Below are 22,711 nucleotides of genomic sequence, written 5' to 3' on the forward strand. Positions count from 1 at the left end.
ATGTCTCTTGCCCCTTTGCCGCGCCTTGTCATCGAACCGCTGGTGCGCGCGGCCCTCGTCGAAGATCTAGGCCTAGCCGGCGACATCACTTCGGCCGCCGTCATCCCGGCGGATCATCGCTCGTCTTTGGTCATGGTCGCGCGGCAGCCTGGTGTCATTGCCGGTCTCGACGCCGCCGAGCTCGCCTTCCAGCTCGTCGAGGCCGCAATCACGATGACCCGCCACATGGAGGACGGGTCGCGCGTCGAACCCGGCGACACCATTGCCACGATCACCGGGCCTTCGCGCGGCTTGCTGACGGGGGAGCGCACCGCGCTCAATTTTCTTGGACGCCTGTCTGGCATTGCGACGGTGACGGCAAGCTTGGTCGAAGCTGTCAGCGGCACGAAGGCATCGATTGCCTGCACCCGCAAGACGACGCCCGGGCTGCGGGCTCTGGAAAAATATGCAGTTCGCGCAGGTGGCGGCATGAACCATCGGTTTGCACTTCATGATGCCGTCCTGATCAAGGACAATCACGTGGCGATTGCTGGCGGCGTTGCCGCGGCGATCGCCCGCGCCCGCGCTGGCGTCGGGCACATGGTCAAGATCGAGGTCGAGGTGGACACGCTCTTGCAGCTGCGGGAGGCTATGGAACAGGGCGTCGATGCAGTCCTGCTCGATAATATGACGCCGACGCAACTGCGCGAAGCGGTCGCAATCGTCAGCGGCCGTGCAATCACCGAGGCCTCGGGTCGGGTAACGCCCGCAACAGTCGCTGCAATCGCCGCCTCCGGTGTTGATCTCGTGTCGGTTGGCTGGTGTACGCACAGCGCCCCAACGCTGGATATCGGGCTCGATGTGCTACGCTGACTGATATCATTGGCAATTCGTCGGCGCGTGACTATGTTCGCGGCGCGTCAACGAAGAGACTTGGAAAATGCGCCTCGCCAGCCTGTCGATGTATGTCGATCCACCGCCGTTGATGGAGGCGACTGCTGCGCTCTGGCGCTACATCAGCGGCTACCTTCGAGAAGAGGATGGGTTGTCGGACGTGCCAACGGAACTCGATCGTTCGTTGTCCTACGACGAAGCCTGGCTCTATCCAGATCTCATCCTCGCGCAGACCTGCGGTTATCCCTATGCGAAGCGACTGCGCAGCTCCGTTCGTCTGGTCGCAACGCCAATCTACGATCTGGCCGGCTGCGACGGCGCCTTAATGCGCAGTTTCATTGTCGTTCATAAGAACGCGGCAGCTCGATCGCTTGTCGAGCTCCGCGGTTTGCGTGCCGCAGTCAACAACCATGAGAGCAACTCGGGCAGCAATCTCTTCCGTGCCGAGATAGCCCCACTCGCTGAAGGTGGACACTTCTTTTCCGAGGTGATCGAGACCGGCGGCCATGGGGCGAGCATCGCTGCAGTCGCGGCCGGCAGGGCCGACGTTGCCGCAATCGATTGTGTGACCTACGGCAACATAGGGCGCTTTGCGCCGGAGAGGCTTGCCAGTCTGCGCATCCTTGCCGAGACGGCCAGCGGTCCTGGACTGCCCTTCATTACCTCCAGCGGCGCCTCGGATCGCGAGGTCGAGCAACTGCGCGATGCGCTTCAATCGGCGATCACCGAGCCCTCCTTGGCGCGCGTTCGCGAAACGCTTTCGCTTTCGGATTTTGTCACCCTTTCCGAAGCAGACTATCAGCCTCTTGTGGATTTGGAACGCAAGGCCGTCGCACTTGGCTATCCGCGGATTGGCTAGGCAAGTGCGGAAACGCACACATGTTCCATATACAACTGAGGCTATTCCTCAAACACCTTTCCGGTGCGGGCCTCCAGCCGGTAGCGGTTGCCGGGATAGATGAGGCGGGCCGTAGAGACGACGTGGCGCCCTGACCAGGTCCGGCGGCGGATCGCCAGGCATGGTTCGTTCTTGAGGATGGTCAAGAGCTTGCACTCCCAGGACTGCGGCATCGCTGCCTCGACAATGTGTTCGGATCCGCTGAGCGGGGCGGCCGCCGTCAGATAGGCGTTGGGTGTCAGCGAGGCAAAATCCTGCGCCAGGTAGTCAGGGGCCGCTGCCGGATTGACGAAACGGTCTTCGATCTGCACCGGCACGCCGTTTTCGCTGTGCACGATCAAGGAGTGAAAGACGGGCGCGCCGATTTCGAGCTCCAGCGCGTCCGCCGTCTCTGGAGAGGCTGCTTCCTGGGCTAAAATCACCACCGCGGCCTCATGCACGTGGCCGCGCTCAGCAATCTCTTCGGCGATGTTGCGCACCTCGAACAAGGCCGAGTAGCCCTTGCGCTCCGCGACAAAGGAGCCAACGCCCTGAATACGAACCAGCTCGCCCTCGCTTGCGAGTTCACGCAGCGCCCGGTTGGCGGTCATCTTGCTTACGCCGAGCTCCGTGACCAGTTCGTTTTCGGAAGGCACGCGATGCTTCGGAGGCCACTCGCCGCTGTGGATGCGGTCGAGTATCATCTGCTTGACACCGGCGTAGAGCGGTGCGGTATCGTTATCCCTCTTCATCTCGCTTGGACGCTTCATTGCCTATTCCTTTTGCAACGGCGGAATCCGCTCGATAAATCGACTTTCCTCTTGCATAACACAAAATATCTCATATGGTACCCTATACAACCTCTCGAAAGCTCGACCAGCAAAGGTCGGCATCGGGCAAGCCGGCGAAGACCGGTGTCGGACCGCAAGGGTCAATCGTCACTTCAGAGGAGATAGAACCAATGAAATTCAGCGCGCTTCTTCTTTCCAGCGCCTTTGCGCTTTCGGCCTTCGCCGCTCCTGTCGCCGCCAAGGACTGGAAGACTGCCACCATTACACTTGAGGGCGCCTATGCGCCTTGGAACATGACCAATGCCGACGGCACGCTCGGCGGCTTCGAACCAGAGCTTGCCAAAGTTCTGTGCGAACGCGCCAAGATCGAATGCAAGCTCGTCGCTTCCGACTGGGACGGCATGATTCCTGCGCTCAATGCCGGCAAGTTCGACGTCATCATGGATGCACTGTCGATCACCGAGGACCGCAAGAAGGTCATTGGTTTCACGATCCCCTACGCTGCGACGCCGGCAGCCTTTGCAACGGCCAAGGATAGCCCGCTTGCCAACGCAGCCGGCACCGGAGCAACGATCAAGATGACGCCCGGCCAGACCGGCGTTAAGGAAGTGGATGCGCTGAAGGAAGCCTTCAAGGGCAAGACGATCGGCATTCAGGCCGCCACCGTCTATGCAAAGTTCGTTTACGACAATTTCGGCGACATCGCAGAAATCCGCGAATACAAGACCGGTGCCGACCGCGATCTCGATCTGCAGAACGGCCGTATCGATCTCGGCTTCGACGATGCCGTCTACTTCGCCAATGCTTTCCAGTCCGCAAACGATACGCTGGCCTTTACCGGCCCTGAAATCGTTGGCTCGATCTGGGGCGAAGGTGAAGGCCTCGGTATCCGTCAGGCAGATACCGACCTTCGCGACAAGTTCAACGAAGCGATCAAGTCGGCGCTCGCCGACGGCACCGTGAAGAACCTGTCGATGAAGTGGTTCAAGGTCGACGTCAGCCCGCAGAACTGATTTCCGGCGGAGGCCGGACGTCCCGGTCTCCGGCTTCAATGCCGGGGGCCGCATGCTATTCTGACACCGCCGAGACAGCGGCGGGCGCGGGGAACGTGATATGGCAACACTGGAACTGATTGGATTCGGTTCGACCGGATGGGGCGCGCTGCTTCTGCTCGCCACGTTGATTACACTCGCCGTGACTGCAAGCGCGCTTGCGATCGGAGCCGTGCTTGGTGCGACAATCTCTGCGGCCAAGCTATCCGGCAAGGCGTCGCTCGTCGCGCTCGGTAACGTCTACACGACCGTCTTTCGCGGCGTGCCGGAACTGCTCATCATCTATCTCATCTATTTTGGAGGTTCCTCCGCGGTCACCTCGATCGGCAAGGCGATGGGCTACGAGGGCTTCCTCGGGCTGCCCTCCTTCCTCGCGGGTGCGTTAGCTGTGGGCATCATCTCCGGTGCCTATCAGGCGGAAGTTTTCCGCGGAGCCTACCTTGCCATTTCCAAGGGCGAGTTGGAGGCGGCATCTGCCATTGGCATGCATCGTGGCGTGCGGTTTCGCCGGATCATCATCCCACAGGTGCTGCGTTTGGCGATCCCTGGTCTCGGCAACGTCTGGCAGCTCAGCCTGAAGGATTCGGCATTGATCTCAGTGACTGGCTTGGCGGAACTGATGCGCACCAGTCAGGTCGCTGCCGGTTCCACGCGACAATATTTCCTGTTCTTCATCGTCGGCGGGATCCTCTATCTGATCCTGACGAGCCTGTCTGACCGGGTCTTCAATGGCGCCGAGCGACGCGCCAATCGCAGCATGCCGACGGCGGCCATGGGAAAGGCGTGAGGTAGCACGATGGATTTCGCTTTTCTCGCTCAAACGATGACTACCCTGCTCAAGGCCGTCCCGATGACCTTGGCTCTGTTTTCCCTATCGGTTTTCTTTGGTGGCCTTCTAGCGCTCCTGATCGTCTGGATGCGCGTCGGCGGCAATCCGGTGCTGTCGGCGATTGCCAAGGGATACATCTTCGTCTTTCGCGGCTCGCCGCTGCTGATCCAGATGTTCCTCGTCTTCTACGGCCTTGGCCAGTTCGGTTTCATCCGCTATTCCTTCCTCTGGCCGTTCTTGCGCGAACCGTTCGTTTGCGCAGTGCTTTCTCTGGCGCTTTGCACCGCAGGCTACTCCGCTGAAATTTTCCGCGGTGGCATTCGCGCCGTCTCGCCACGTGAGATCGAGGCCGCTCGCTCGATCGGCATGTCCGGCGCGCTGCTCGTGCGCCGCATTCTAGCGCCGATCGCCTTCCGTCACGCGCTGCCGGCCTATTCCACCGAGATCGTCCTGATGATGAAATCGACCGCGCTCGCAAGCCTGGTCACGGTATGGGAAGTGACCGGCGTGGCGCAGCGCCTGATCTCGCAGACCTACCGGACGATGGAAGTATTCCTCTGTGCGGCCATCATCTACCTCGTTCTCAACTTCATCATTCTGCAGGCGATGTCCCTGCTCGAGTATTCGCTCTCGCGACACCGCCGTGCGATCCCGCCGGCGTTGAAAGCCTAAGAGCGGAACGGACACGATTGGAGCTTTCAATGCCAGGCGTTACCCGACTTTCCGTCCGCAACATCCGCAAGAGCTTCGGCACGCATGAGGTCCTGCGTGGCATCTCGCTCGATGCTCAGGATGGCGACGTCATCTCCCTGCTCGGGGCCTCCGGCTCCGGAAAATCGACCTTCCTGCGTTGCATCAACCTGCTGGAGATAGCAACCGACGGCGAGATCTGGGTGGATGGCGAGCAGATCCGCATGATCCACAAGGGCGGCGCGAGCCGCCCCGCAAGCCAGAAACAGGTCGACCACATCCGCTCGGAACTCGGCATGGTTTTCCAGTCCTTCAATCTCTGGTCGCACATGACGATCCTGCAGAATGTGATCGAGGGGCCGGTTCATGTCCTTAAGCGTCCGCGCGCCGAATGCATCGCCGAAGCAGAGGTGCTCTTGGAAAAGGTCGGCATAGCCGACAAGCGACATGCCTATCCAGCGCATCTCTCCGGCGGCCAGCAGCAGCGTGCCGCCATTGCCCGCGCGCTTGCGATGAAGCCGAAGGTCATGCTTTTTGATGAGCCGACCTCCGCCCTCGATCCCGAACTCGTCGGCGAGGTGTTGCGTGTCATGCGCGCGCTTGCCGAGGAGGGGATGACCATGTTGGTGGTCACCCACGAGATGAGCTTTGCCCGCAACGTCTCCAACCGGGTTGTCTTCATGAAGGAAGGCCTGGTCGAAAGCAGCGGTGCGCCGGACGAGATGTTCGGTGGCGGCGCTTCGCCCGCCTTTCGCCAGTTCATCGGCCATTTCGGAAGCGGACAATGACCGTCACTATCGACACGCGGATCGGCTGGCGCGACGTGGCACGCGTCGCAGCAGGCGAGACGCTTGCGCTTTCGCCTGCTGCCTGGGCGCGCGTGGACAATGCCAGCCGCATCGTCGAACGGATCGTCGAAACCGGCGTGCGCGCCTACGGCATCAATACAGGCGTCGGCGCTCTCTCCGATACGGTGGTCGATCGCGCCTCCCAGAGCCGGCTGTCGCGCAACATTATCCTGAGCCATGCCTGCGGGGTCGGCGAGCTGTTGGCGCCGCGCGAGGTTCGAGCGATCATCGCTGCGCAAATCGCCAATTTTTCGCACGGGCATTCCGGTGTGCGTGCGGATATCATCCGTCATCTGGCGGCATTTCTGGAACGGGACTGCGTGCCGGATATCCCATCAAAGGGCTCGGCCGGTTACCTGACACACAATGCCCACACGGCACTCGTCCTGATCGGCGAGGGACGTGCATCGGTCGCGGGCAGGCGGATGAATGGTCGCGAGGCCCTGAATGCGATCGGCCTTCAGCCGCTCGTGCTCGGTGCGAAGGAAGGATTGAGCCTTGTCAATGGTACAGCCTGTGCAACAGGTCTAGCCAGTGTCGCCCTGGCACGCGCCGGCCATCTACTCGACTGGGCCGATGCGGTCGCGGCCCTGACGCTGGAGGCGGCAGGGTGCCAGATGGCGGCTTTTGACGAAGCCGTCTTGGCGCTGCGCCCATCGCGCGGAATCGCGAAAGTCGGCGCTTCGCTGCGACGACTTTTGGATGGTAGCGACCTGATCGTAGCAGCGCTCGGAAAGCGGACACAGGATGCACTGAGCCTGCGCTCGGTCCCGCATGCGCACGGCGCTGCACGCGACGTCTTTGATAATGCGTCCGACGTTGTCGATCGCGAGCTTGCCTCGGTGACCGACAACCCGGCGGTTTCAGGCACGCCCGAAAATCCGGTTGTCTCCTCAGAGGCGCACGCTGTCGCGCCTGCGCTTTCACAAGCCGCCGACAGCCTGGCGATCGCGCTTGCGCAGATATCGGCCATGAGCGAGCGCCGTATGGACCGGCTCGTCAATCCACTGGTCAGCGGTCTGCCGCCATTTTTGGCGAGCGATGCCGGCAGCAACTCCGGCTTCATGATCGCGCAATACACTGCGGCGGCGCTGAGCAACGAGAACCGCAGGCTGGCTGCACCGGCCTCCACCGATGGTGGCCTGACCTCCGGCCTGCAGGAGGACTTTCTTGCGCACCCGACGGCTGCGGCGAACAAGCTTCTCGCGGTGACGGACAACGCAGAATATATTCTCGCGATCGAGTTGATGGCCGCCGCCCAGGCACACGACTTCCTCGCGCCAACGGCTGCGCGCGCCAAAGGGACGGACGCAATCCATAGTGCGGTACGCCATGTCGTTGCGCACTATGGCGACGAACGTCCTCTTGCCGGCGACATAGAGGCGCTTCGGACCCTTATCCGTCACGAAGTGCCGCCCGAACTGATGTGAGTATGAGCCATGACAGCTGAATTTGACGTCGCCGTGATCGGGCTTGGCGCCATGGGGAGTGCGGCCCTTTCCTTGCTTGCAGCGCGGGGCGCCAGGACGATCGGGATCGATGCCTATTTTCCGGCCCATGCGCTCAGTTCCTCACATGGAGATAGCCGCCTCATTCGGCTCGGCTATTTCGAGGATCCTTCCTATGTACCGCTGCTGCAGCGTGCCTATCGAAACTGGCGCGCTTTAGAGGCCAAGCTTCGCGCAGACATATTGACGATCACGGGCGTCCTTCAAATTGGCACTGCGGATAGCAAGATCGTTGCGGGAACGCGCGCGTCCTGCAGGATGCATGGGTTACCGCACGAGGTTCTCGACAAGGCGGATATGGCGCGTCGGTTTCCTGCCTTTCAGCTGGACGATGAGGAAATCGCCGTCCTTGATCCCCAGGGCGGCTATCTCAGACCCGAGGCTGCCGTGATGGGTTATCTCAAACTGGCGGCCGAGGACGGTGCGGTCCTTCACTTTGGCGAGCGGGCCACCGCTATCGAGCCGGGGGATGGTGGTGTGACGATCCGTTCTGCTGTCGGCCAGTATCGCGCCAGGAAAGTCGTGGTCGCCACCGGCTCCTGGATTGGCGAGCTCGTTCCGCAACTGAGAGAGCATGCTGTCCCGATCCGCCAGGTCGTTGCCTGGTATCAGCCGCGCGACGGGTTCGCGACCCAACCGCAGCGCATGCCCTGTTTCCTGAGGGACGAGGGGATGGAGGGTTCGTATTTTGGCTTCCCGGCAATCGGCGTCGATGGCGTGAAGGTCGGCAGGCACGCGCATTTTCGTGAGCCGATCGACCCGAACCAGCCCAATCCGCCGGTCAATGATGCGGACACGGCACTGCTCGATGGCTTTATCGCCAAGCGCGTGCCTGCCGCCGCCGGGCTACGCGTCAACGCGGTGACATGCCGCTATACGATGCTGCCGAGCGAGGATTTCCTGCTTGACCTCGTGCCTGGCAATCCGAATGTGGTCATCGCCTCACCCTGTTCCGGGCATGGCTTCAAGTTCACTAGCGTCGTTGGCGAAATTCTCGCCGATCTGGCACTGGAGGGTGGGACCAGCCTGCCGATTGCGGCCTTCTCTTTCGATGCCATGAACCGCTTCGTCGCGGCTCGAAAACCCGTCTGATCTCGCTATAAGGGGTCGATTCCGGTGAGGGCGGAACGACGCCCTAAGCGATTGCCCCTGTGGGCCATAGATATTCGCCGGTCCGGAGGATGTGCGCCCGGCCCAAGCGCGAGATGTGAGCCGGAAGCTCTGGCGGCACATCAAGACCTTCATTCCGCCGTTCGGTGACAGCATGGCGAAGATGGACAGTGTTCCAGTAGATGATGATTGCCGTCAGCAGGTCCAGCTGACGGTCGGCTGAAACGGCAGGCGGCCACCGGCTACGGTAAGCGTGCGCTGATCGAAACCGCCATCGGGCGATACAAGGCTTCGATCGGACGACGCCTGCGGGCCCGATCCTTTCCGGCTCAACAGACAGAGGTCGCCATCGGGTGCGCCGCTCTCAACCGCATGCTGGCATACGGACGCCTGGAGCCAATCCGCCACCATGACAAACAGACATAACAGGCGGCATCAAAGATCGAACTGTGTCGAACTTCGGCTCGGTGCACCAACGCCCCGCTCGATCAAATTCGTAACCAATGAATCCTCGAATGAACCCTGCGGTTGACACCTCCGTCATAATCGCGTTACACGAGCAATATAGTTGATTAAAAGAATCAAGTTTTAGATTCAATGAACGCAAGAACGGTAAGCTGGAGAACCATGACGTATCGTTTTCTCTCGCCTCGCGATCTAACTCCCACCGAAGAGACCGATCCAAATCGCATTGATGTCGTGCTGGGTCAGATTCTAACTGCCGGACGCTGGACGGTTCCCATTCTGGTGGAGAAGAGCGCGCTTTTTGTGATGGACGGCCATCACCGGCTTGCTGTGGCCCTACGTCTGGGTCTTGAGGCGATTCCCAGCATGTTGCTCGATTATCGCGATGTCCGCGTGGAGGCTTGGCGCGCCGACGAGACAATCACACCAGACCTCATTTTCGAGATGGCGAAGAGTGGCAGGAAGTTCCCGGTCAAGACCACCCGCCATACCTACTCAGGAGACTTTCCCGAATGTGACGTATCGCTCGACGAACTGCGCCATCGGACGGTGCGGCAGCCCGTAGAGATTTCCGATCGGAGGGCCGGATGACGCTCCAGCCGGCAACCAAAATCGACAGCGAGCTGTTCCCGGTCCTTTCGTCACCGATTGCAACTTTTCTCGCGGGGAACACAAGCAAGATGACTGCTTGGGTCGAGCAATATGGCTCGCCCCTCCATCTGATCTGGCCGTCAGAACTGATGAGGAATGTTCGAACCTTGAAGGACATTCTCGAAAAACACCAAATCGATCACACAATTTTTTTTGGTGCAAAGGTCAATAAATCCTCCGCTTTGATGGCAGCAGCACTCCGAAGTGGCGCCGGCGTAGATGTGTCGAGCGTCTATGAACTGCGCGATGCAGTACGCGTCGGTGCTGGCGGCCGAGACATTGTGGCAACCGGGCCGGCGAAAAGCAGAGAGTTCCATGAAGAACTTGTTCGCTTGGGTGCATTTATCTCTGTCGACAGCCCGGAAGAGTTGGACGATCTCCTCAAGCTAATTCCCTCGGATGCGAACGAACAATCTGTCCTTTTGCGAGTGCGTCCAGAAGGGCATGAAAGAAGTCGTTTTGGAATGCCAGAGGAGGCAATCAGATCATGCCTTCGCCGGATTGCAGGCGATACACATCTGCGTCTGGACGGCTTCCATTTCCATCTTGGCGGATATCGATGGGAAGACAGGGCAGCGGCAATACGAGAAACTTTCGGCTTGATCGGTGAGGCGCGGGCTTTCGGCCTGTCACCGCGGATGATCGATATCGGCGGTGGGCTGCCGGTCCAGTATGTCTCGGAAGTGGCCTGGGCAGCGCATCTGGACGATCAGAAGGCGGAGGACTATCGCACGGGAAAAGTGCCGGATTCGTTTTATCCTTACGGGGGTGTGATATCGGCCGGCCAGTGGCTTCGAGATTTTCTTTCCGCGCAGGCCAACACAAGCCAGAGCATCGCTGATTACTTGCGAGAGCAAAAGCTGACGCTCGCTATGGAGCCGGGTCGATCCCTGGCTGACCAGGCTGCCCTGTCCGTCTTCCGCATCACCAGAGTCAAGGATATGGGCCGCGGTCACAGCGTGATATTCGTTGAGGGAAGCAGCTTCAGCGCTTGCGAAACTTGGTTTGCGTCCGAGTTCCTCGTCGATCCCATGCTGGTGCCGATAGCCGAACGGGTGGAACCGCCGAAATCGGTGCGCGCTTACATCGCCGGGCACAGCTGCCTGGACGAGGATGTGCTGAGCAATCGCTGGCTGAATTTCTCCACAGCACCTCAAGCCGGCGATCTTCTGGTCTGGGCCAATACGGCCGGTTACCAGATGGACCTTCTGGAGAACGAGTTTCACCGGCATCCCATGCCCAAACGGTTGTGCGTTACGGAAAGCCCAACCGGAGAACTATCCGTCAATCCTGACAACTAGGAGAGGAAAGCATGCTTCCGACGAATGTGACGCAGTTGATTGGTCGCACCCCGGTTATGTCGATCGAGGTTCCAAGCCGGAGTTCCGTTTTGGTGTTGAAGATAGAGAAGAACAATCCGGGCGGCTCGATGAAGGATCGAATGGCTCGCAGCATGGTCGTGGCCGCGCTGAAGGATGGCCGTCTCGGGGCAGGCGGCACTATTGTCGAATCTTCCTCTGGAAACACCGGGATCGGACTGGCGTTGGCGGCCGTGGAGTTCGGGCTCAACTTCATTGCGGTCGTGGATCATCATGCTGCGCCCGACAAAATCCGCATGATGCGGGCGCTCGGCGCCGAAATCCGTTATGTCGAGGGTGATTTCAAGGAAGACGAAGTCGCCGTCGTTGCAAGGCAGAGGCTAGCCGCACAGCTGGGAGCGCAGTTGCCGGGCGCCATGTTCATGAACCAGTCCGACAATCCAGCCAATCCCGAGGGCTACGCGGATTACGTCGATGAACTGATGGCGCAACTTCCGAACGGTATTGACGCCTTTGTGGGATGCGTCGGGACCGGTGGCTCGATGACCGGCATCTCTCAGCGTCTGAAACAAAAGATTCCCACGGTCCGCACCATCGCTGTAGAGCCGGCCGGCTCTATCGTCTTCGGGCAGCCAGGACATCCCTATTTCCAGTCCGGAACGGGCACGCCGGCGGGCGACGAGGTCGGTAAGGTGCTGGACTACGGTTGCATCGACGAGGGCGTACAGGTGACCGACGTCCAGGCGTTCGAAACCGCGCGCTATATTGCTCGGCGCAAGGCTCTTCTCGTCGGCGGCTCGACGGGCGGAGCGATTTTCAAGGCACTGGAGTTCATCGCCACCGGCAAGCTTGGCGGTACGGTTGTCACAACCGTGGCCGACGGCGGCGAAAAGTATCTCGGCTCCGTCTTTGACGACGAGTGGATGGCAAAGCGTGGGCTCCTCGATCCGTCCATTGCGGACCAATTGGACACGTGGCTGCTCGGACGGGTCCGCGCGGCATGAAAGTGACAATTTGTGGGGCCGGACGCACCGGCCATCTGAATGCCGTCCTGTTCAAGCAACAGGACGGCATAGAGGTGTCCGTTCTGACATCGTCTGCAGATCTCACGAGACGGTGGAGGGAAGGGGAACAGGTCTGGCAGGCGCATATCTCCGACGATAAGGTTCTTAAGGGAAAAATCGATCTTGTCGGAACAAATCCCCGGATAGTGCTTGCGGATACGGACCTGGTGGTCGTGACGCAGCCTGCGCAAGCCCGTCCGGTATTGCTGCAACAGATTGCCTCTCATCTGCCGAGACACAAGCCGGTCTATGTCGGTGCGATACCCGGCTTTTGCGGCTTCGACTGGCTCGCGGAAAGCGCCTTCAGCGGGCACGACAATGTCGTGATCTGGGGAATGAAGGATGTTCCGCACACTGCCTACAATCTCGCTCCCGGCAGCGAGGTGCGAATGGGTGGCGCCAAGGCGGAGCTTTACATCGCTCTTCATCGCCGCGAGACGGCGAAGGCAAGAGCCGGACTTCTCGACATGGTAGGCCGGCTATATGAAGCGCCGGTGACCATGCTTGAAGACTACCTCGAAATCACGCTGACACCCGGGAATGCCCTGATGCATCCGGCTGTGCTCTACGGTCTGCTTGGACCGGGAGCTCCGTGGCAGCATCGGCCTTTCGATGAGCCGATTTACTGGTGGAGCGATTGCCCGCAGGTCGGCGCGGAAATGCTGGAAGCGTGCGACGCTGAAAACCAGGCCATCAAGCGTGCCGCCGAAAGGCGCCTAAATATCGACCTCGCTAGCGTCAAGCCCCTCCGGCAGGAGCTTATTGAAGCTTATGGCGACCAGATCGGTGATGACAGCACCATGTATTCGCTGCTGAGAACCAACAAGGCCTATGCCGGCATTCAGGCGCCGCTTGTTCCGAATTCTCCAGGACCTGGCCTTGTGATCGACCGCGATAGCCGGGCGTTCCATGAGGATATCGCCTTCGGTCAGGCGCTTCTATTGGAAATCGCCAAGCGGCTGGACGTCGCGGTTCCTGCCATTGAAACCACCTATCATTGGGCAAGAGCCTATCACGGCAATCTATCCCAGCCACCTCTGAACTATGTTCCCGCGAAATGGGCGGAGGCAATCGCATGAACAAAAACATTCTCTCGTCATCGGAAAAGCCGACAAGAACGCCGGAATCGCAGGCCTTGGAGCCGGCGAAGCGGAATGCGCTCACCCGGCTCGTACGGTGCCTTTTCGCGGAGCGAATTCTCAACCCCGACGCCTTGCTGTGGCCTGTTGAACATAGTCAAGCATGGCTTCCTCTGTGGTCTTCCCGGAAAATTCTTCATTTCACCAACCTGCGCCGATTACCTGCAAATACGATGCTGAATCATGGGGACATCGAGGTTCTGGACGAGAAGGGGCAGCGCCGCCGCTTGGACGACCCTGCTGACCTGATTGCCGAAATCAGTACTGAGTGGTCAGTCGAACCGGCACCGGATGGCGTCGCGCGTTTGCTGTCTGACATCGAAAGCAGCATGGAGAACGATGCTCTGGTCCGTTGCCATCGGAGAGACTGGACCGCTTCCCTCAAGCAGGATATTGAGACTGCTGGAAAGAGCGGCTTTATTTCCTATCTCAATGCAACACTGCCCAGCCATCAGGCTGCCATGGTACTGGACCAGTGGGGTTCGCTTGAGGGGCATCCTTTCTATCCGACCTGGAAGGCCAAGCCGGGTCTGTCCGCAGCCGAAGTCAAGGCGTTGTCGCCAGAGTGCGGTGCTCGAGTCAATCTTCGGATCGCTGCATTGCGCAAGGACTGGGCCTATGCCGAGACGATGCCCCATGTCGACAGCTACAATGGCTGGTTCTCCACGAGCTACCCGGAACTCTGGTATGCCTGGACCGAAGCCTTGGCTGAGGAGGGGCGGGTTCCGCAAGATTGGTTGCCACTGCCGATCCACTCATGGCACTTGGAGCACTTCGTCCGCCGCGAGTTTGCCAATGAGATCGCATCCGGTGTCCTTGTCGTAGAGGGGCCGGACATCGTAACGATCCCGTCCATGTCGTTCCGGACCATGTTGCCTGATCGCGATGAACCACAGCCGTTCATCAAGCTTCCAGTTGCGATCTGGATGACGAGTGAGCAGCGGACGCTGCAGGCGAAATCCATTCATATGGGGCCACGCCTAAGCACACTGATCTCGGATATTCTTGCCGCGGACGACGACATTCGCGGCAAACTGGAGTTCTTCCGCGAGGAACTGGGTGCGATTCTGCACGACCCCGACACCGGCGACGAACATCCGGGCCGTTTCCTGTCGGTCGTTTATCGGGAGATCGGCGCACTCGCCCGCAACGACGGGTGGATGCCTGTTACGGTTGCTGCGCTGCTGGCTGCGAGCCCCGTCAACGGCCGTCCGCTAATCTGCGAACTGATTGGCCCAAACGGAGGCGACAAATCGGCGGCGGCTGAGTTTTTCCGATCCTATGTTGATGTCGTTTTGCAGCCGACCATGGCTATGTATCTTCTCTACGGAATTGCATTCGAGGCGCACCAACAAAACAGCACGATCCTGTTTGACCCCTCCGGGCGTCCCAAGAGGTTGGTGATCCGGGACTTCGGCGATGGCCGAAGCTTTGCGCCCTTATTCGAGGCCCGCGGGTACAGATTGAAGCCCTTCACCCGCGCCGGCATCCTGCCTACCACGTTCAACGATGACATCCGGCTGGTGCGGTCATTTGTGATTGATGCCTGCTTAGTGTGCCATCTCCATGAGGTTGCGCTTTGCCTCAACGAGCAATACGGGCTGACCGAGGCCTGGTCCATCCTCCGTCAAGGTATCGAAGAGACCTTCGACCGCCTGCGTCCAAGGATGTTGTCGGACGAATTCTGGCTGGAAGAACGTAACGCGTTTCTAAAGCTGCCCTGGCCGACGCGTTCCGTCCTCCGTATGCATCTAGAGCGATATCGCGACTACCGCGTGGAACATGAATTGCCGAATCCATTGGCCGAAACTCCATGACCGGCACAATTACCATCATAAAAAGCTTCGGGCCGGTTTTTGGCATTCTTTTCGCCCTGCAATTCATCTCCATGGGAGCCATGGAGATGAGCGGCCCTTTCTGGCCGTTGCGTATCGAGGAACTATCGTCCTCCACCGGTGTATTCGCGCTGGCGGGTATTGGGGTCTATGTCTGCCCGATGCTCGGCGTCTCACTGACCAGCACGCTTTGGGGGAGAGTGGGAGACCGCTTCGGCAACCGTCTGATGATGGTACGGGCGCTTACGGGGCTTGCCGTCACGCAGCTTCTCGTTGCCTTCGCCCAGGATGTCTGGTCGATCCTGTTCCTTCGATTTCTGCAAGGGGCTTGCGCTGGGTACATCGCGCCTGCTCAAGCCTATGGTATCCAGATCACCGGCGGCCGCCATCGTGGGGTGCTGCTCACCTGGCTTCAGGTGGCAACCAATGTTGGCTCTCTCGGTGGTGCCTTCCTGGGGGGGCTCATCCTCGACGCGTCGTCGTTCATGGCGATCAACCTTGCAGCCGGCCTCATCTGCGCCGCCTGCACGTGTGTCGCCTGGATCGTATTGCCGCAACCTTCAGGAGGAGAAGGCGCTTCGGCCAAATCGAGCCAGGTACCAGTTCACTCCACCCCGCAAGAGGCGCCGGTTTGGGGTCTCCTGATCTTGATGGGAATGATGCTCGCCAGCCGAATGGTTTTGCAAGTGCCGTTCGCGCTTTATATGCAGGACGTTTTTCACGCGCCACATTGGATGACGGGCTTCAGCTATGGCCTGTTAGCGTTTGGCTTCATCGTAGCGGCACCTGCCTGGGCTCGCTTTTTCAATGACCGTTCTGCCACGTTCATTCTGGGCTGGATCATCATCATTGCCGGAGGCGGCGCCGTTCTCGCCCTCGTCGCAGGGATGACGCGATCCCTCACGTTTTTTGCCGCTCTCTATTTCCTCTGGGGCGGATTGTTGGGGGGAACGACACCGATCCTCGTGTCACTCGTGTCTTCCGCAACCGTGAGCAATCGCCAAGGCTCAGTGCTGGGGCTCTCACAGTCATGTCAGCAGATCGCGTCCATCGTGGGCATCTCCATCGGTGCCGGCATGACCCAACTGTTCGGCCTCCAGACCATTTATCCCCTTGTCTCGCTGCTTTATGCAGCGTCCCTTGTCGCTGCGCTCGGGCTGTGGTTGTCCGTGCGGTCGCATATACCGATTGGAGACGCATTGTGAATCGACGACGCTTTGGTTTCATGTCCCTGCTACTTCTGGCTTTGTACATTCCGGTGGCAACCCGCGCCGGAGATAAACCTGTTCAGCAAACATCGATCACGGTTACGGACATTGCCGGACGAGAGGTGAAGGTGAATGTGCCTGTCCGCAGTATGCTTCTGGGAGAGGGCCGCCAGCTCTATCTGGTCGCCTCACTGGACCGAGAAAATCCGCTGGAGCGTATCGTCGCCTGGCGCAACGACCTGATCGAGGCCGACCCCGCAACTTATAAGCAATATCTCGAGAAGTTTCCCGAGCTCGCCAAACTACCGACCTTTAAGGGACATGAAGGCAGCCTGATCGACATCGAATCCGCCATTGTTAAAAAGCCCGATGTCGTTCTCCTCAACCTCGAAGCCAAGCAGGCCACTGAGGATGCTCAGTACATCGAGAAGCTCGCGATGCTCGATATTCCGGTGCTCTATATCGACTTTCGGCATTATCCGCTGAAGAACACCGACCCGACGATCAGACTGCTCGGCAAGATCATGGGACGGCACGAGCGGGCGGAAGAGGTCATCTCATTCCGCAAGGAAGCGATGGATCGCGTGGAAAATGTTCTCGCCAAAGCCAAGCCGACGCGGCCCAGCGTATTCATCGAACGCATTGGCGGATATTCGGAGGATTGCTGCCTCACGTTTGGCGCCGAGAATTTCGGAAAGTATGTGGAGTTGGCGGGCGGATACAATATCGGCAGTGGCATCCTTCCATCGACCTTCGGCCAGCTCAATCCGGAACAGGTGGTTGTTTCCAATCCGGACCATGTCATCGTCACGAGCGCCGATTGGCAGGCTTACGTGCCCGGCGGACGATGGATTCCCGTCGGCCCGGGCGCCGACCTGAACGCTGCCCGCAAGAAGCTGGAATGGTACACCACACGCGATGCCTATATCGGAACGACTGCGCAGGAGAAGCGCAATTTCCACGGCATATGGCACCAGTTCTACAATAGCCCATATGAGTTCATTGCGGTTCAATGGATTGCGAAATGGCTCCACCCGGACATCTTTGCGGATCTCGATCCCGATCAGACATTCGCCGAATATCATCGGCGCTTTCTGCCGATCGGTTACAAGCCGGGTTACGCCGTTAGTCTCGACCCTGCACTCCGATAACGCAGACACGGACAAAATGGATGGGGAGATTCGGTCGGTTGCGATCAGGCGGTGAGTTTCAGGAACTATCTGGTCTTGGGCGTTCTGCTCGTTTCGCTTATTCTCGCTTGCCTGCTGGACGTGGCAACCGGTTCCACCTGCTACGGGCCGGATGGATGATGTCTTGCCCACTGCGCTTGCGCCTGGGATGGGCAAGCGCAGATGCGTATCATCGTCTGGTCCATTCGGATCCGTCTATCCTGACGGCGATGGTCGTTGGACATGCACGACCTCAATCTGGCGCTGAAATTCGCCGACAAGATCGCCACCTCGCTGACGGCACCCTTCGTGCATTCGGGCCGGGTCGGCGATGTGCTCACCCCGGATAAACTCGGCGTGGCATTCCGGTGTAAAGTCGTCTGAAACGTGCTCCCAAGGCCGGCTTCGTTTGATCGTCGACGATGCGATTGAATCCGGCCTTGGGTTTCGTAAAGGCTCTCTGGTTAGAAGTCGGTGGCCATGGAGAGTTTGACCGTCAGCGGGGCGCCTTGGGCGATCGTGCTGAAGCTGGCGACGCCGGACCAATAATTCTTGTTGAAGACATTCTCGACCGACGCCCGCAACGTGACTGGCCTGTTCTCAATTTCCGTCTTGTAGCGAGCACCGAGATCTACGCGGGTCCACGACGGGATTTTCAGCGAGTTAGTCGTGTTGATATACTGCTCGCTTGTATGGATCACGTTGCCGGTCAGGGTCAGGCCCTCCAGGAACGGGGTGTCCCATTCCGCACCAATATTGGCCTGGACCGTCGGAACGCCGACCGGCCTGTTTCCGCGGGTTGCCGCAGATGAGGTCTTCGTGAGCTCGCCGTCGATAAGCGTCAGTCCGCCAAGCAGCCTCACATCGTCGGTCACTTCGCCAAAGACGTTGAACTCGAGGCCGCGATTGCGCTGCTCGCCGCCGGCTGTAAACAGCAAGCCGCCACCGGTCGATTCCAGCTGCCCGAATGGCTTCTCGATCTGGAAGGCGCTGACTGTCATCGCGATCTGTCCCAGATCAATCTTCGTTCCGATTTCATATTGGGTGGCCTTGTAGGGCGCCAGCGTTTCTCCAGCATTGATCGCAGTTGTGGGGGCCGACTCCCCGATGCTGAGACCCTCGGCATAGTTCGCGTAGAAGGAAACCGCATCCCACGGCCGGACGACGACTCCCACCAGAGGCGTAACAGCGTTCTCGTCGGATGAGGTCGTAACCATTCCGGTGGCGTTGAAGTTCTTCGAGTCGATCTGCTGGAAACGCCCTCCAACTGTGAACTGCAGGCGATCATCCAGCATGGACAATGTATCGGACAGAGCCACACCTGACAGAATGCTCTCTGAAACCTTCGGTATTGATCTGGGATCGGCAACGAACTGCCGGGGACGAGAAACAGGGTCATAGATGTTGCTGAGCTGCGCCCGTCCGGAGATGATCGCTCGGTCAAGGTCTTGCTTCAGGTAGCTCGCCTGCAAGGTCACTGTATGAGAGATAGGATCAGTGTCGAACTTGGCTCTGACGCCTGTCTCCGCTGTGAGCCTGTCGACGTCGAAAATCGCGTTCTGCGGCGTAATGCTGACGTCGCCGGCGGAGTTGAGGATCGTCGGGAGGCCGAACAGGCGATGAACATGCGAGTTGCCGCCGCCCAGGGCACCAAACCAGGTCACATCGTCTGTGAGATCGTATTCGACACGGCCCAGGACCGAACGATCCGTAACTTTCGACCATTCCCATGGCTCTTGCACGTTCAGGGACCCGTCCGGCGCATCCGGTACGACGAGACCAGTCGTCTGAAGGAAGGGGCGCTGCGGCGCGTCAAAGGTCTCACGTTGCCCCAAGACGTCCAGTGTCGCTCGGAGATTCTCGCCCTGATAATCAAGTGCCAGCGAGCCGACAAAGAAATCGCGCGTCTGGTCGTCGATCGGTGTGTCGCCACCGTGAAGGCTGCCGTTGAACCGGATGCCGAATTGTCGCTCGTCGCCGAATCGGCGAGACACGTCGAGGTGCGCACCTCCCTGCATGTCGGAAGCGTAGAACGTCGTCAGCCGGGTCAGATCAGTGTCTAGAGCGCGTTTGGGAACGATATTGATGGTGCCGCCAACTCCACTGTTGGGAGAGATACCATAGAGGAAAGCCGTCGGCCCCTTGAGCACTTCGATCCGTTCAGCATATTCGGTGAAGACGCGATATGTCGGCGCGATCCCGTACATTCCGTCAAAGGCGATTTCACCGAAATTGCCTTCGGCGATCGGGAATCCCCTGATGTAGAAGGAATCCAAGATCCCACCGGACGAGTGCGTATTCCGGACTGAGGGATCGCTCTCAACGACCTCGCCTACGGTTTGTGCTCCCTGATCCTCTATTTTCTGCGACGTAAATGCTGTTACGCTGAAAGGAATATCCATGAAGTCTCGATCGCCCAATGCGCCGATACGGGCACCTTTCGCAACCTGCCCGCCGGGATACTCTTCCGGAAGCGCTCCAATCGTCGAGGTCGCGTCCCCCTTGATAGTGATCGGTTTTAGTTCAGTAACGCTTTGCGCGCGTACGGTCCCGTTCCCAGCAAGAGCCAGAGCGGCTGCCACGCCCAATCGAAATTTCATTATAAATAACCCCTATTGATCGCTTGCGCGCACCGCGGGTTTTTGCAACCCGCGCCGGCCGTCCCGAAAGCACCTAATTAACTTGATGATTATAGTCAAGAATATGCGCAGCTAAATCGCGCGCCGTGGCTAAGTCCGCTTTGGGATGGCACGCCACAGGAAAAAAGCCAGGGAAGGGAGATCTGGCAAAACGCTCAAGTTGCTGGAAGAGTTCTTTAGAACGCACCCTGCCAGTCAGTGAACTCCGTGCCACGGTGGTGATCGAATAGCGGGCAAGATGGCAGGGTCATCGTTGGCCAAAGCCTTAGCGTAGGATTCCGCCCCTCCCGCAAACGACCCCATACAGGCCCATGGGTCAGCAGATCGGGCGACAGCAGCCTTCCCTCGCGTTCCTGGTTCGCGACGACTTCGCCAAGCTTCATGGTGTTCCAGAAGATGATGATCGCGGCGAGCAGGTTCATGCCGGCGATCCGATAGTGCTGCCCTTCGGCGGAATGGTCGCGGGTTTCGCCCCGGCGATGGAAGCTGATGGCTCGCTTCAGCGCATGATGCGGACGAAGAGTTCGAGCCAGGCTCAAACTGACGCAGCGAGACGAAGCGGGTCACCCGATTGTCAGCCGTCTCCTCGAGCAATGCCAGTAACTGTTCCCGGATCGGCATAGACAACCGACCGGCAATCCGCGTCTCGATTTGCCGCTCGGCATCGACCAGAGCCGTGGCGCAAAGCCGCTCGATCGTGGATGTCGCGGGAAGAACGGTGCGGGTGCGTCGGCACTCGGTCACGAAGCGACGGGCGACATCCTCGTTCGACACCGCCAGTTCGGCTTCCCGGAACAGCTAACCCCTCAGTTCGCGTACTCCGCGTCTGGAGAAGGTGCGGAACCCATGGAGTGCCCGCAACCAGGCAAGATGCTCGTGCCGCGTCTCTTCACGGGAGGCATAGTCAACGAGATCATCGGCGCCGGCGGTCGGTTTCCAAGGGCTGCAGCGGGTGGTTTTTGCCCTCCGTCTCGCCGATCGGAACGAGCAGGCAGCGCCATATCCGGGCCTTGCCGACGATGCGGCGAAGGTCGCATCTCGGATCCCTTTCCGGGCCTTAAGCCGCTGAGCGCAGCCGGGTCACTCCACCTTCTCGATGTCACCTGGGACCCAGCTCTTGTCGAGGGCGGGTTCGGTCGGGCCGTAGAGCCGGAGGATGGCGAAGTATCCTCTGCCCGGCACGGTGGCGCGCCAGTTGCCTTGTTTGCCTTCGGGTGCCTGGGTCCGAGGAAGATATCCGTGCTGCCGTCGGCGTTCTGCGCCGGCTTGTCCTTTGAACCAAGCGAAGGGAACGGCTGGCCATTGGCGAGACCGGAAGCGTTCTCCGCCTCATAGAGCGTCACCGACCAGAACAGGCGGGCCGGGATGTTGGCCGGCAGATTCAGGCGATAGCTGCTGCCGCCCACCAGGGGCGTGCCCTCGCTGTCGGTGAAAGCGATCACATACATGGCGGCTGCGCCCGGACTTTTGGACACCATCCCGGGGCTGATCGAGTAATAGTTGGTGAACATCCAGATCCGGGCATCGAGGTCCAGATATGGATATGTTCCAGCGACATTTTCCCAGGCCAGGTTCAAAGTTCCTGTTGGATTGGCGGGCGTCCCGTCTGGGAATGGATTTACCCAGCGGCGGTCCGAATACATGAGATAGGAGTTGCCACTGACCTTTTCGTCGAAGCCGATGACGCGACTCATCTTGTAACCGGTCTTTGCGGCCCGATCGAGGATCTCGCGGATGTGCGCATCCGGTGTGAACGGCTGACCCTTGACGATGCCGATCGCCGCCAGCATGCCGAGCCAATCCGGACCGGCGAGATTGTCGCCCTCCGTGTCCACGAGCCGCTTGAGTTGCTCAAAGACGCTGCCATCGCTCATCGGCAGCATGTTGGCCGGGATGTCAGAGGCGTCGGGGAACTTCATCGCCTTGGCGCCGCTTTCGCCGTTCAGTGGATAGATTCTCGTCTTTTCAAGGTGCCCGGCGGCCGGCGTCAGATTCTTCGGGTCTTCGTAGAACCCGCGCAGGAAGATGAAGACGTTGTTGGTCCCGGAACGGTAAACGAAGTAGCCTTGCGGCACCTCGCCTTTGTAACCGGGTGGGAGGATCAAGAACTTGCCGCCCTTACCGGCATCCGGCCCGAACAGCCCGACGTCACCAAAGAACTTGCCACCATCGACCGGGATGGGGCGCTGCCAATAATCTAACAGGATGCCTTGCAGCATGGGTGGGGCATCCATCACCACCGGCCCATCTTTGCCCAAGTCAACGTAGCTCATCGCGTAGAGGAGGTCGGAGTTGGGAGTCGTCACCAGCGTCTTGGCGTCGAGTCTCTTCTTCCAGATCGGCAGGACGTTGTAGCCGGCGCCGAAGTGCTTTTCCGACCCGACCTGCATCCCGAGGGTGTTGATCAACGGCAGCGCCCAGAGATAGGTCTGCGTCGCCCGTTGGAAGAGCAGTTCGTCGCGCAAGGTCTGCGCTGTCTCTTTTGTAGGCCGGCCTTCCGCGAACGGGAGGTTGGCCAACTTATCGAAGGAGGTCTCCTGAGCGAAAGCCTGCGGTGCAAGGCCGTTCGTTGCCAAACCGCCAACCAGCGCGGCGGCGATAAGGCTGAGGGTGCGAGTGGTTGTCATGTTCATGTTCCTTCTGC

Annotated in this window: 20 protein-coding genes and 3 pseudogenes; 17 read left to right on the top strand and 6 right to left on the bottom strand. The window is 59.6% G+C overall.

All coding sequences use genetic code 11. The features are described 5' to 3' along the window. Together nadC and PMI09_RS15225 are read left to right on the top strand one after the other, a co-directional pair. Window positions 1-852 carry a carboxylating nicotinate-nucleotide diphosphorylase gene (nadC, locus tag PMI09_RS15220; protein WP_007795647.1) on the top strand — a complete coding sequence of 284 codons (852 nt, stop codon included), beginning with the start codon at window positions 1-3 and terminating at the stop codon, window positions 850-852. A 67-nt stretch (window positions 853-919) separates the two neighbouring features. Further along, window positions 920-1,732, top strand: a complete 813-nt coding sequence (locus tag PMI09_RS15225) for a phosphate/phosphite/phosphonate ABC transporter substrate-binding protein (protein WP_007795653.1) — start codon at window positions 920-922, stop codon at window positions 1,730-1,732. Window positions 1,733-1,773: 41 nt separating this feature from the next. Here PMI09_RS15225 and hutC read toward each other — a convergent pair whose 3' ends face one another. Next, window positions 1,774-2,520, bottom strand: coding sequence for a histidine utilization repressor (gene hutC / locus PMI09_RS15230; RefSeq protein WP_007795655.1), 747 nt, complete (start codon window positions 2,518-2,520; stop codon window positions 1,774-1,776). Window positions 2,521-2,711: 191 nt separating this feature from the next. On the opposite strand from hutC, the gene PMI09_RS15235 reads away from it, so the two are divergent. The 6 genes from PMI09_RS15235 (at window position 2,712) to solA (ending at window position 8,560) form a co-directional block, all read left to right on the top strand. Then, entirely contained in the window at window positions 2,712-3,554 is an 843-nt protein-coding gene (locus PMI09_RS15235; protein ID WP_007795659.1) for a transporter substrate-binding domain-containing protein, read from the top strand. 100 nt (window positions 3,555-3,654) lie between these two features. Beyond that, window positions 3,655-4,380: an ABC transporter permease gene (locus PMI09_RS15240; RefSeq protein WP_007795662.1), complete on the top strand. Its 726-nt coding sequence runs from the start codon at window positions 3,655-3,657 to the stop codon at window positions 4,378-4,380. Between the two features lie 9 nt (window positions 4,381-4,389). After that, window positions 4,390-5,094, top strand: coding sequence for an ABC transporter permease (locus PMI09_RS15245; protein WP_007795665.1), 705 nt, complete (start codon window positions 4,390-4,392; stop codon window positions 5,092-5,094). A gap of 29 nt (window positions 5,095-5,123) precedes the next feature. After that, window positions 5,124-5,900, top strand: coding sequence for an ABC transporter ATP-binding protein (locus tag PMI09_RS15250; protein ID WP_007795667.1), 777 nt, complete (start codon window positions 5,124-5,126; stop codon window positions 5,898-5,900). Then, window positions 5,897-7,390 (top strand): HAL/PAL/TAL family ammonia-lyase, encoded by a 1,494-nt coding sequence (locus tag PMI09_RS15255; protein ID WP_007795670.1) that lies wholly within the window; start codon window positions 5,897-5,899, stop codon window positions 7,388-7,390. The genes PMI09_RS15250 and PMI09_RS15255 overlap by 4 nt, the downstream gene beginning before the upstream one ends. Window positions 7,391-7,399: 9 nt before the next feature. Then, on the top strand, window positions 7,400-8,560 hold the full coding sequence (solA, locus tag PMI09_RS15260; protein WP_007795674.1) for an N-methyl-L-tryptophan oxidase: 1,161 nt from the start codon (window positions 7,400-7,402) through the stop codon (window positions 8,558-8,560). 43 nt (window positions 8,561-8,603) lie between these two features. Here the strand turns inward: solA and PMI09_RS30405 are convergent. After that, a pseudogene (locus PMI09_RS30405) lies at window positions 8,604-8,786 on the bottom strand (Tn3 family transposase); the annotation flags it as partial. A gap of 2 nt (window positions 8,787-8,788) precedes the next feature. Here PMI09_RS30405 and PMI09_RS30410 point away from each other — a divergent pair. The 9 genes and pseudogenes from PMI09_RS30410 to PMI09_RS31375 form a co-directional block, all read left to right on the top strand. Then, window positions 8,789-9,004, top strand: a pseudogene (locus PMI09_RS30410) (IS5/IS1182 family transposase); the annotation flags it as partial. Between the two features lie 201 nt (window positions 9,005-9,205). Further along, window positions 9,206-9,634, top strand: a complete 429-nt coding sequence (locus PMI09_RS15265) for a ParB N-terminal domain-containing protein (RefSeq protein WP_007795678.1) — start codon at window positions 9,206-9,208, stop codon at window positions 9,632-9,634. Further along, window positions 9,631-10,995 (top strand): Y4yA family PLP-dependent enzyme, encoded by a 1,365-nt coding sequence (locus PMI09_RS15270; protein ID WP_007795681.1) that lies wholly within the window; start codon window positions 9,631-9,633, stop codon window positions 10,993-10,995. The genes PMI09_RS15265 and PMI09_RS15270 overlap by 4 nt, the downstream gene beginning before the upstream one ends. An 11-nt stretch (window positions 10,996-11,006) precedes the next feature. After that, the gene (locus PMI09_RS15275; RefSeq protein WP_007795684.1) at window positions 11,007-12,017 is read left to right on the top strand and encodes a cysteine synthase family protein; all 1,011 of its coding nucleotides are present in this window, start codon (window positions 11,007-11,009) and stop codon (window positions 12,015-12,017) included. Next, entirely contained in the window at window positions 12,014-13,156 is a 1,143-nt protein-coding gene (locus PMI09_RS15280) for an NAD/NADP octopine/nopaline dehydrogenase family protein (RefSeq protein ID WP_007795688.1), read from the top strand. The genes PMI09_RS15275 and PMI09_RS15280 overlap by 4 nt, the downstream gene beginning before the upstream one ends. Then, window positions 13,153-15,033, top strand: coding sequence for an IucA/IucC family protein (locus PMI09_RS15285; protein ID WP_007795691.1), 1,881 nt, complete (start codon window positions 13,153-13,155; stop codon window positions 15,031-15,033). The genes PMI09_RS15280 and PMI09_RS15285 overlap by 4 nt, the downstream gene beginning before the upstream one ends. Further along, window positions 15,030-16,256, top strand: a complete 1,227-nt coding sequence (locus PMI09_RS15290; RefSeq protein ID WP_007795693.1) for an MFS transporter — start codon at window positions 15,030-15,032, stop codon at window positions 16,254-16,256. The genes PMI09_RS15285 and PMI09_RS15290 overlap by 4 nt, the downstream gene beginning before the upstream one ends. Before the next feature lie 20 nt (window positions 16,257-16,276). Continuing rightward, entirely contained in the window at window positions 16,277-17,410 is a 1,134-nt protein-coding gene (locus tag PMI09_RS15295) for an ABC transporter substrate-binding protein (protein ID WP_037083254.1), read from the top strand. Window positions 17,411-17,665: 255 nt separating this feature from the next. Beyond that, window positions 17,666-17,812 carry a hypothetical protein gene (locus PMI09_RS31375; RefSeq protein ID WP_157213378.1) on the top strand — a complete coding sequence of 49 codons (147 nt, stop codon included), beginning with the start codon at window positions 17,666-17,668 and terminating at the stop codon, window positions 17,810-17,812. Between the two features lie 80 nt (window positions 17,813-17,892). Here the strand turns inward: PMI09_RS31375 and PMI09_RS15300 are convergent, their stop codons facing one another. The 4 genes and pseudogenes from PMI09_RS15300 to PMI09_RS15310 all read right to left on the bottom strand — a co-directional run bounded on the left by PMI09_RS15300 (window position 17,893) and on the right by PMI09_RS15310 (window position 22,700). Then, window positions 17,893-20,028, bottom strand: coding sequence for a TonB-dependent receptor (locus tag PMI09_RS15300; protein ID WP_007795699.1), 2,136 nt, complete (start codon window positions 20,026-20,028; stop codon window positions 17,893-17,895). Between the two features lie 215 nt (window positions 20,029-20,243). Next, the gene (locus tag PMI09_RS15305) at window positions 20,244-20,606 is read right to left on the bottom strand and encodes a Tn3 family transposase (protein WP_037083203.1); all 363 of its coding nucleotides are present in this window, start codon (window positions 20,604-20,606) and stop codon (window positions 20,244-20,246) included. A 259-nt stretch (window positions 20,607-20,865) separates the two neighbouring features. Continuing rightward, window positions 20,866-21,111: a DUF4158 domain-containing protein gene (locus tag PMI09_RS32815; RefSeq protein ID WP_443216184.1), complete on the bottom strand. Its 246-nt coding sequence runs from the start codon at window positions 21,109-21,111 to the stop codon at window positions 20,866-20,868. A gap of 36 nt (window positions 21,112-21,147) precedes the next feature. Beyond that, a pseudogene (locus PMI09_RS15310) lies at window positions 21,148-22,700 on the bottom strand (DUF1254 domain-containing protein). Between the last annotated feature and the right edge of the window lie 11 nt (window positions 22,701-22,711).

The sequence above is a fragment of the Rhizobium sp. CF122 genome (genome assembly GCF_000282035.1).
GTDB lineage: Bacteria > Pseudomonadota > Alphaproteobacteria > Rhizobiales > Rhizobiaceae > Rhizobium.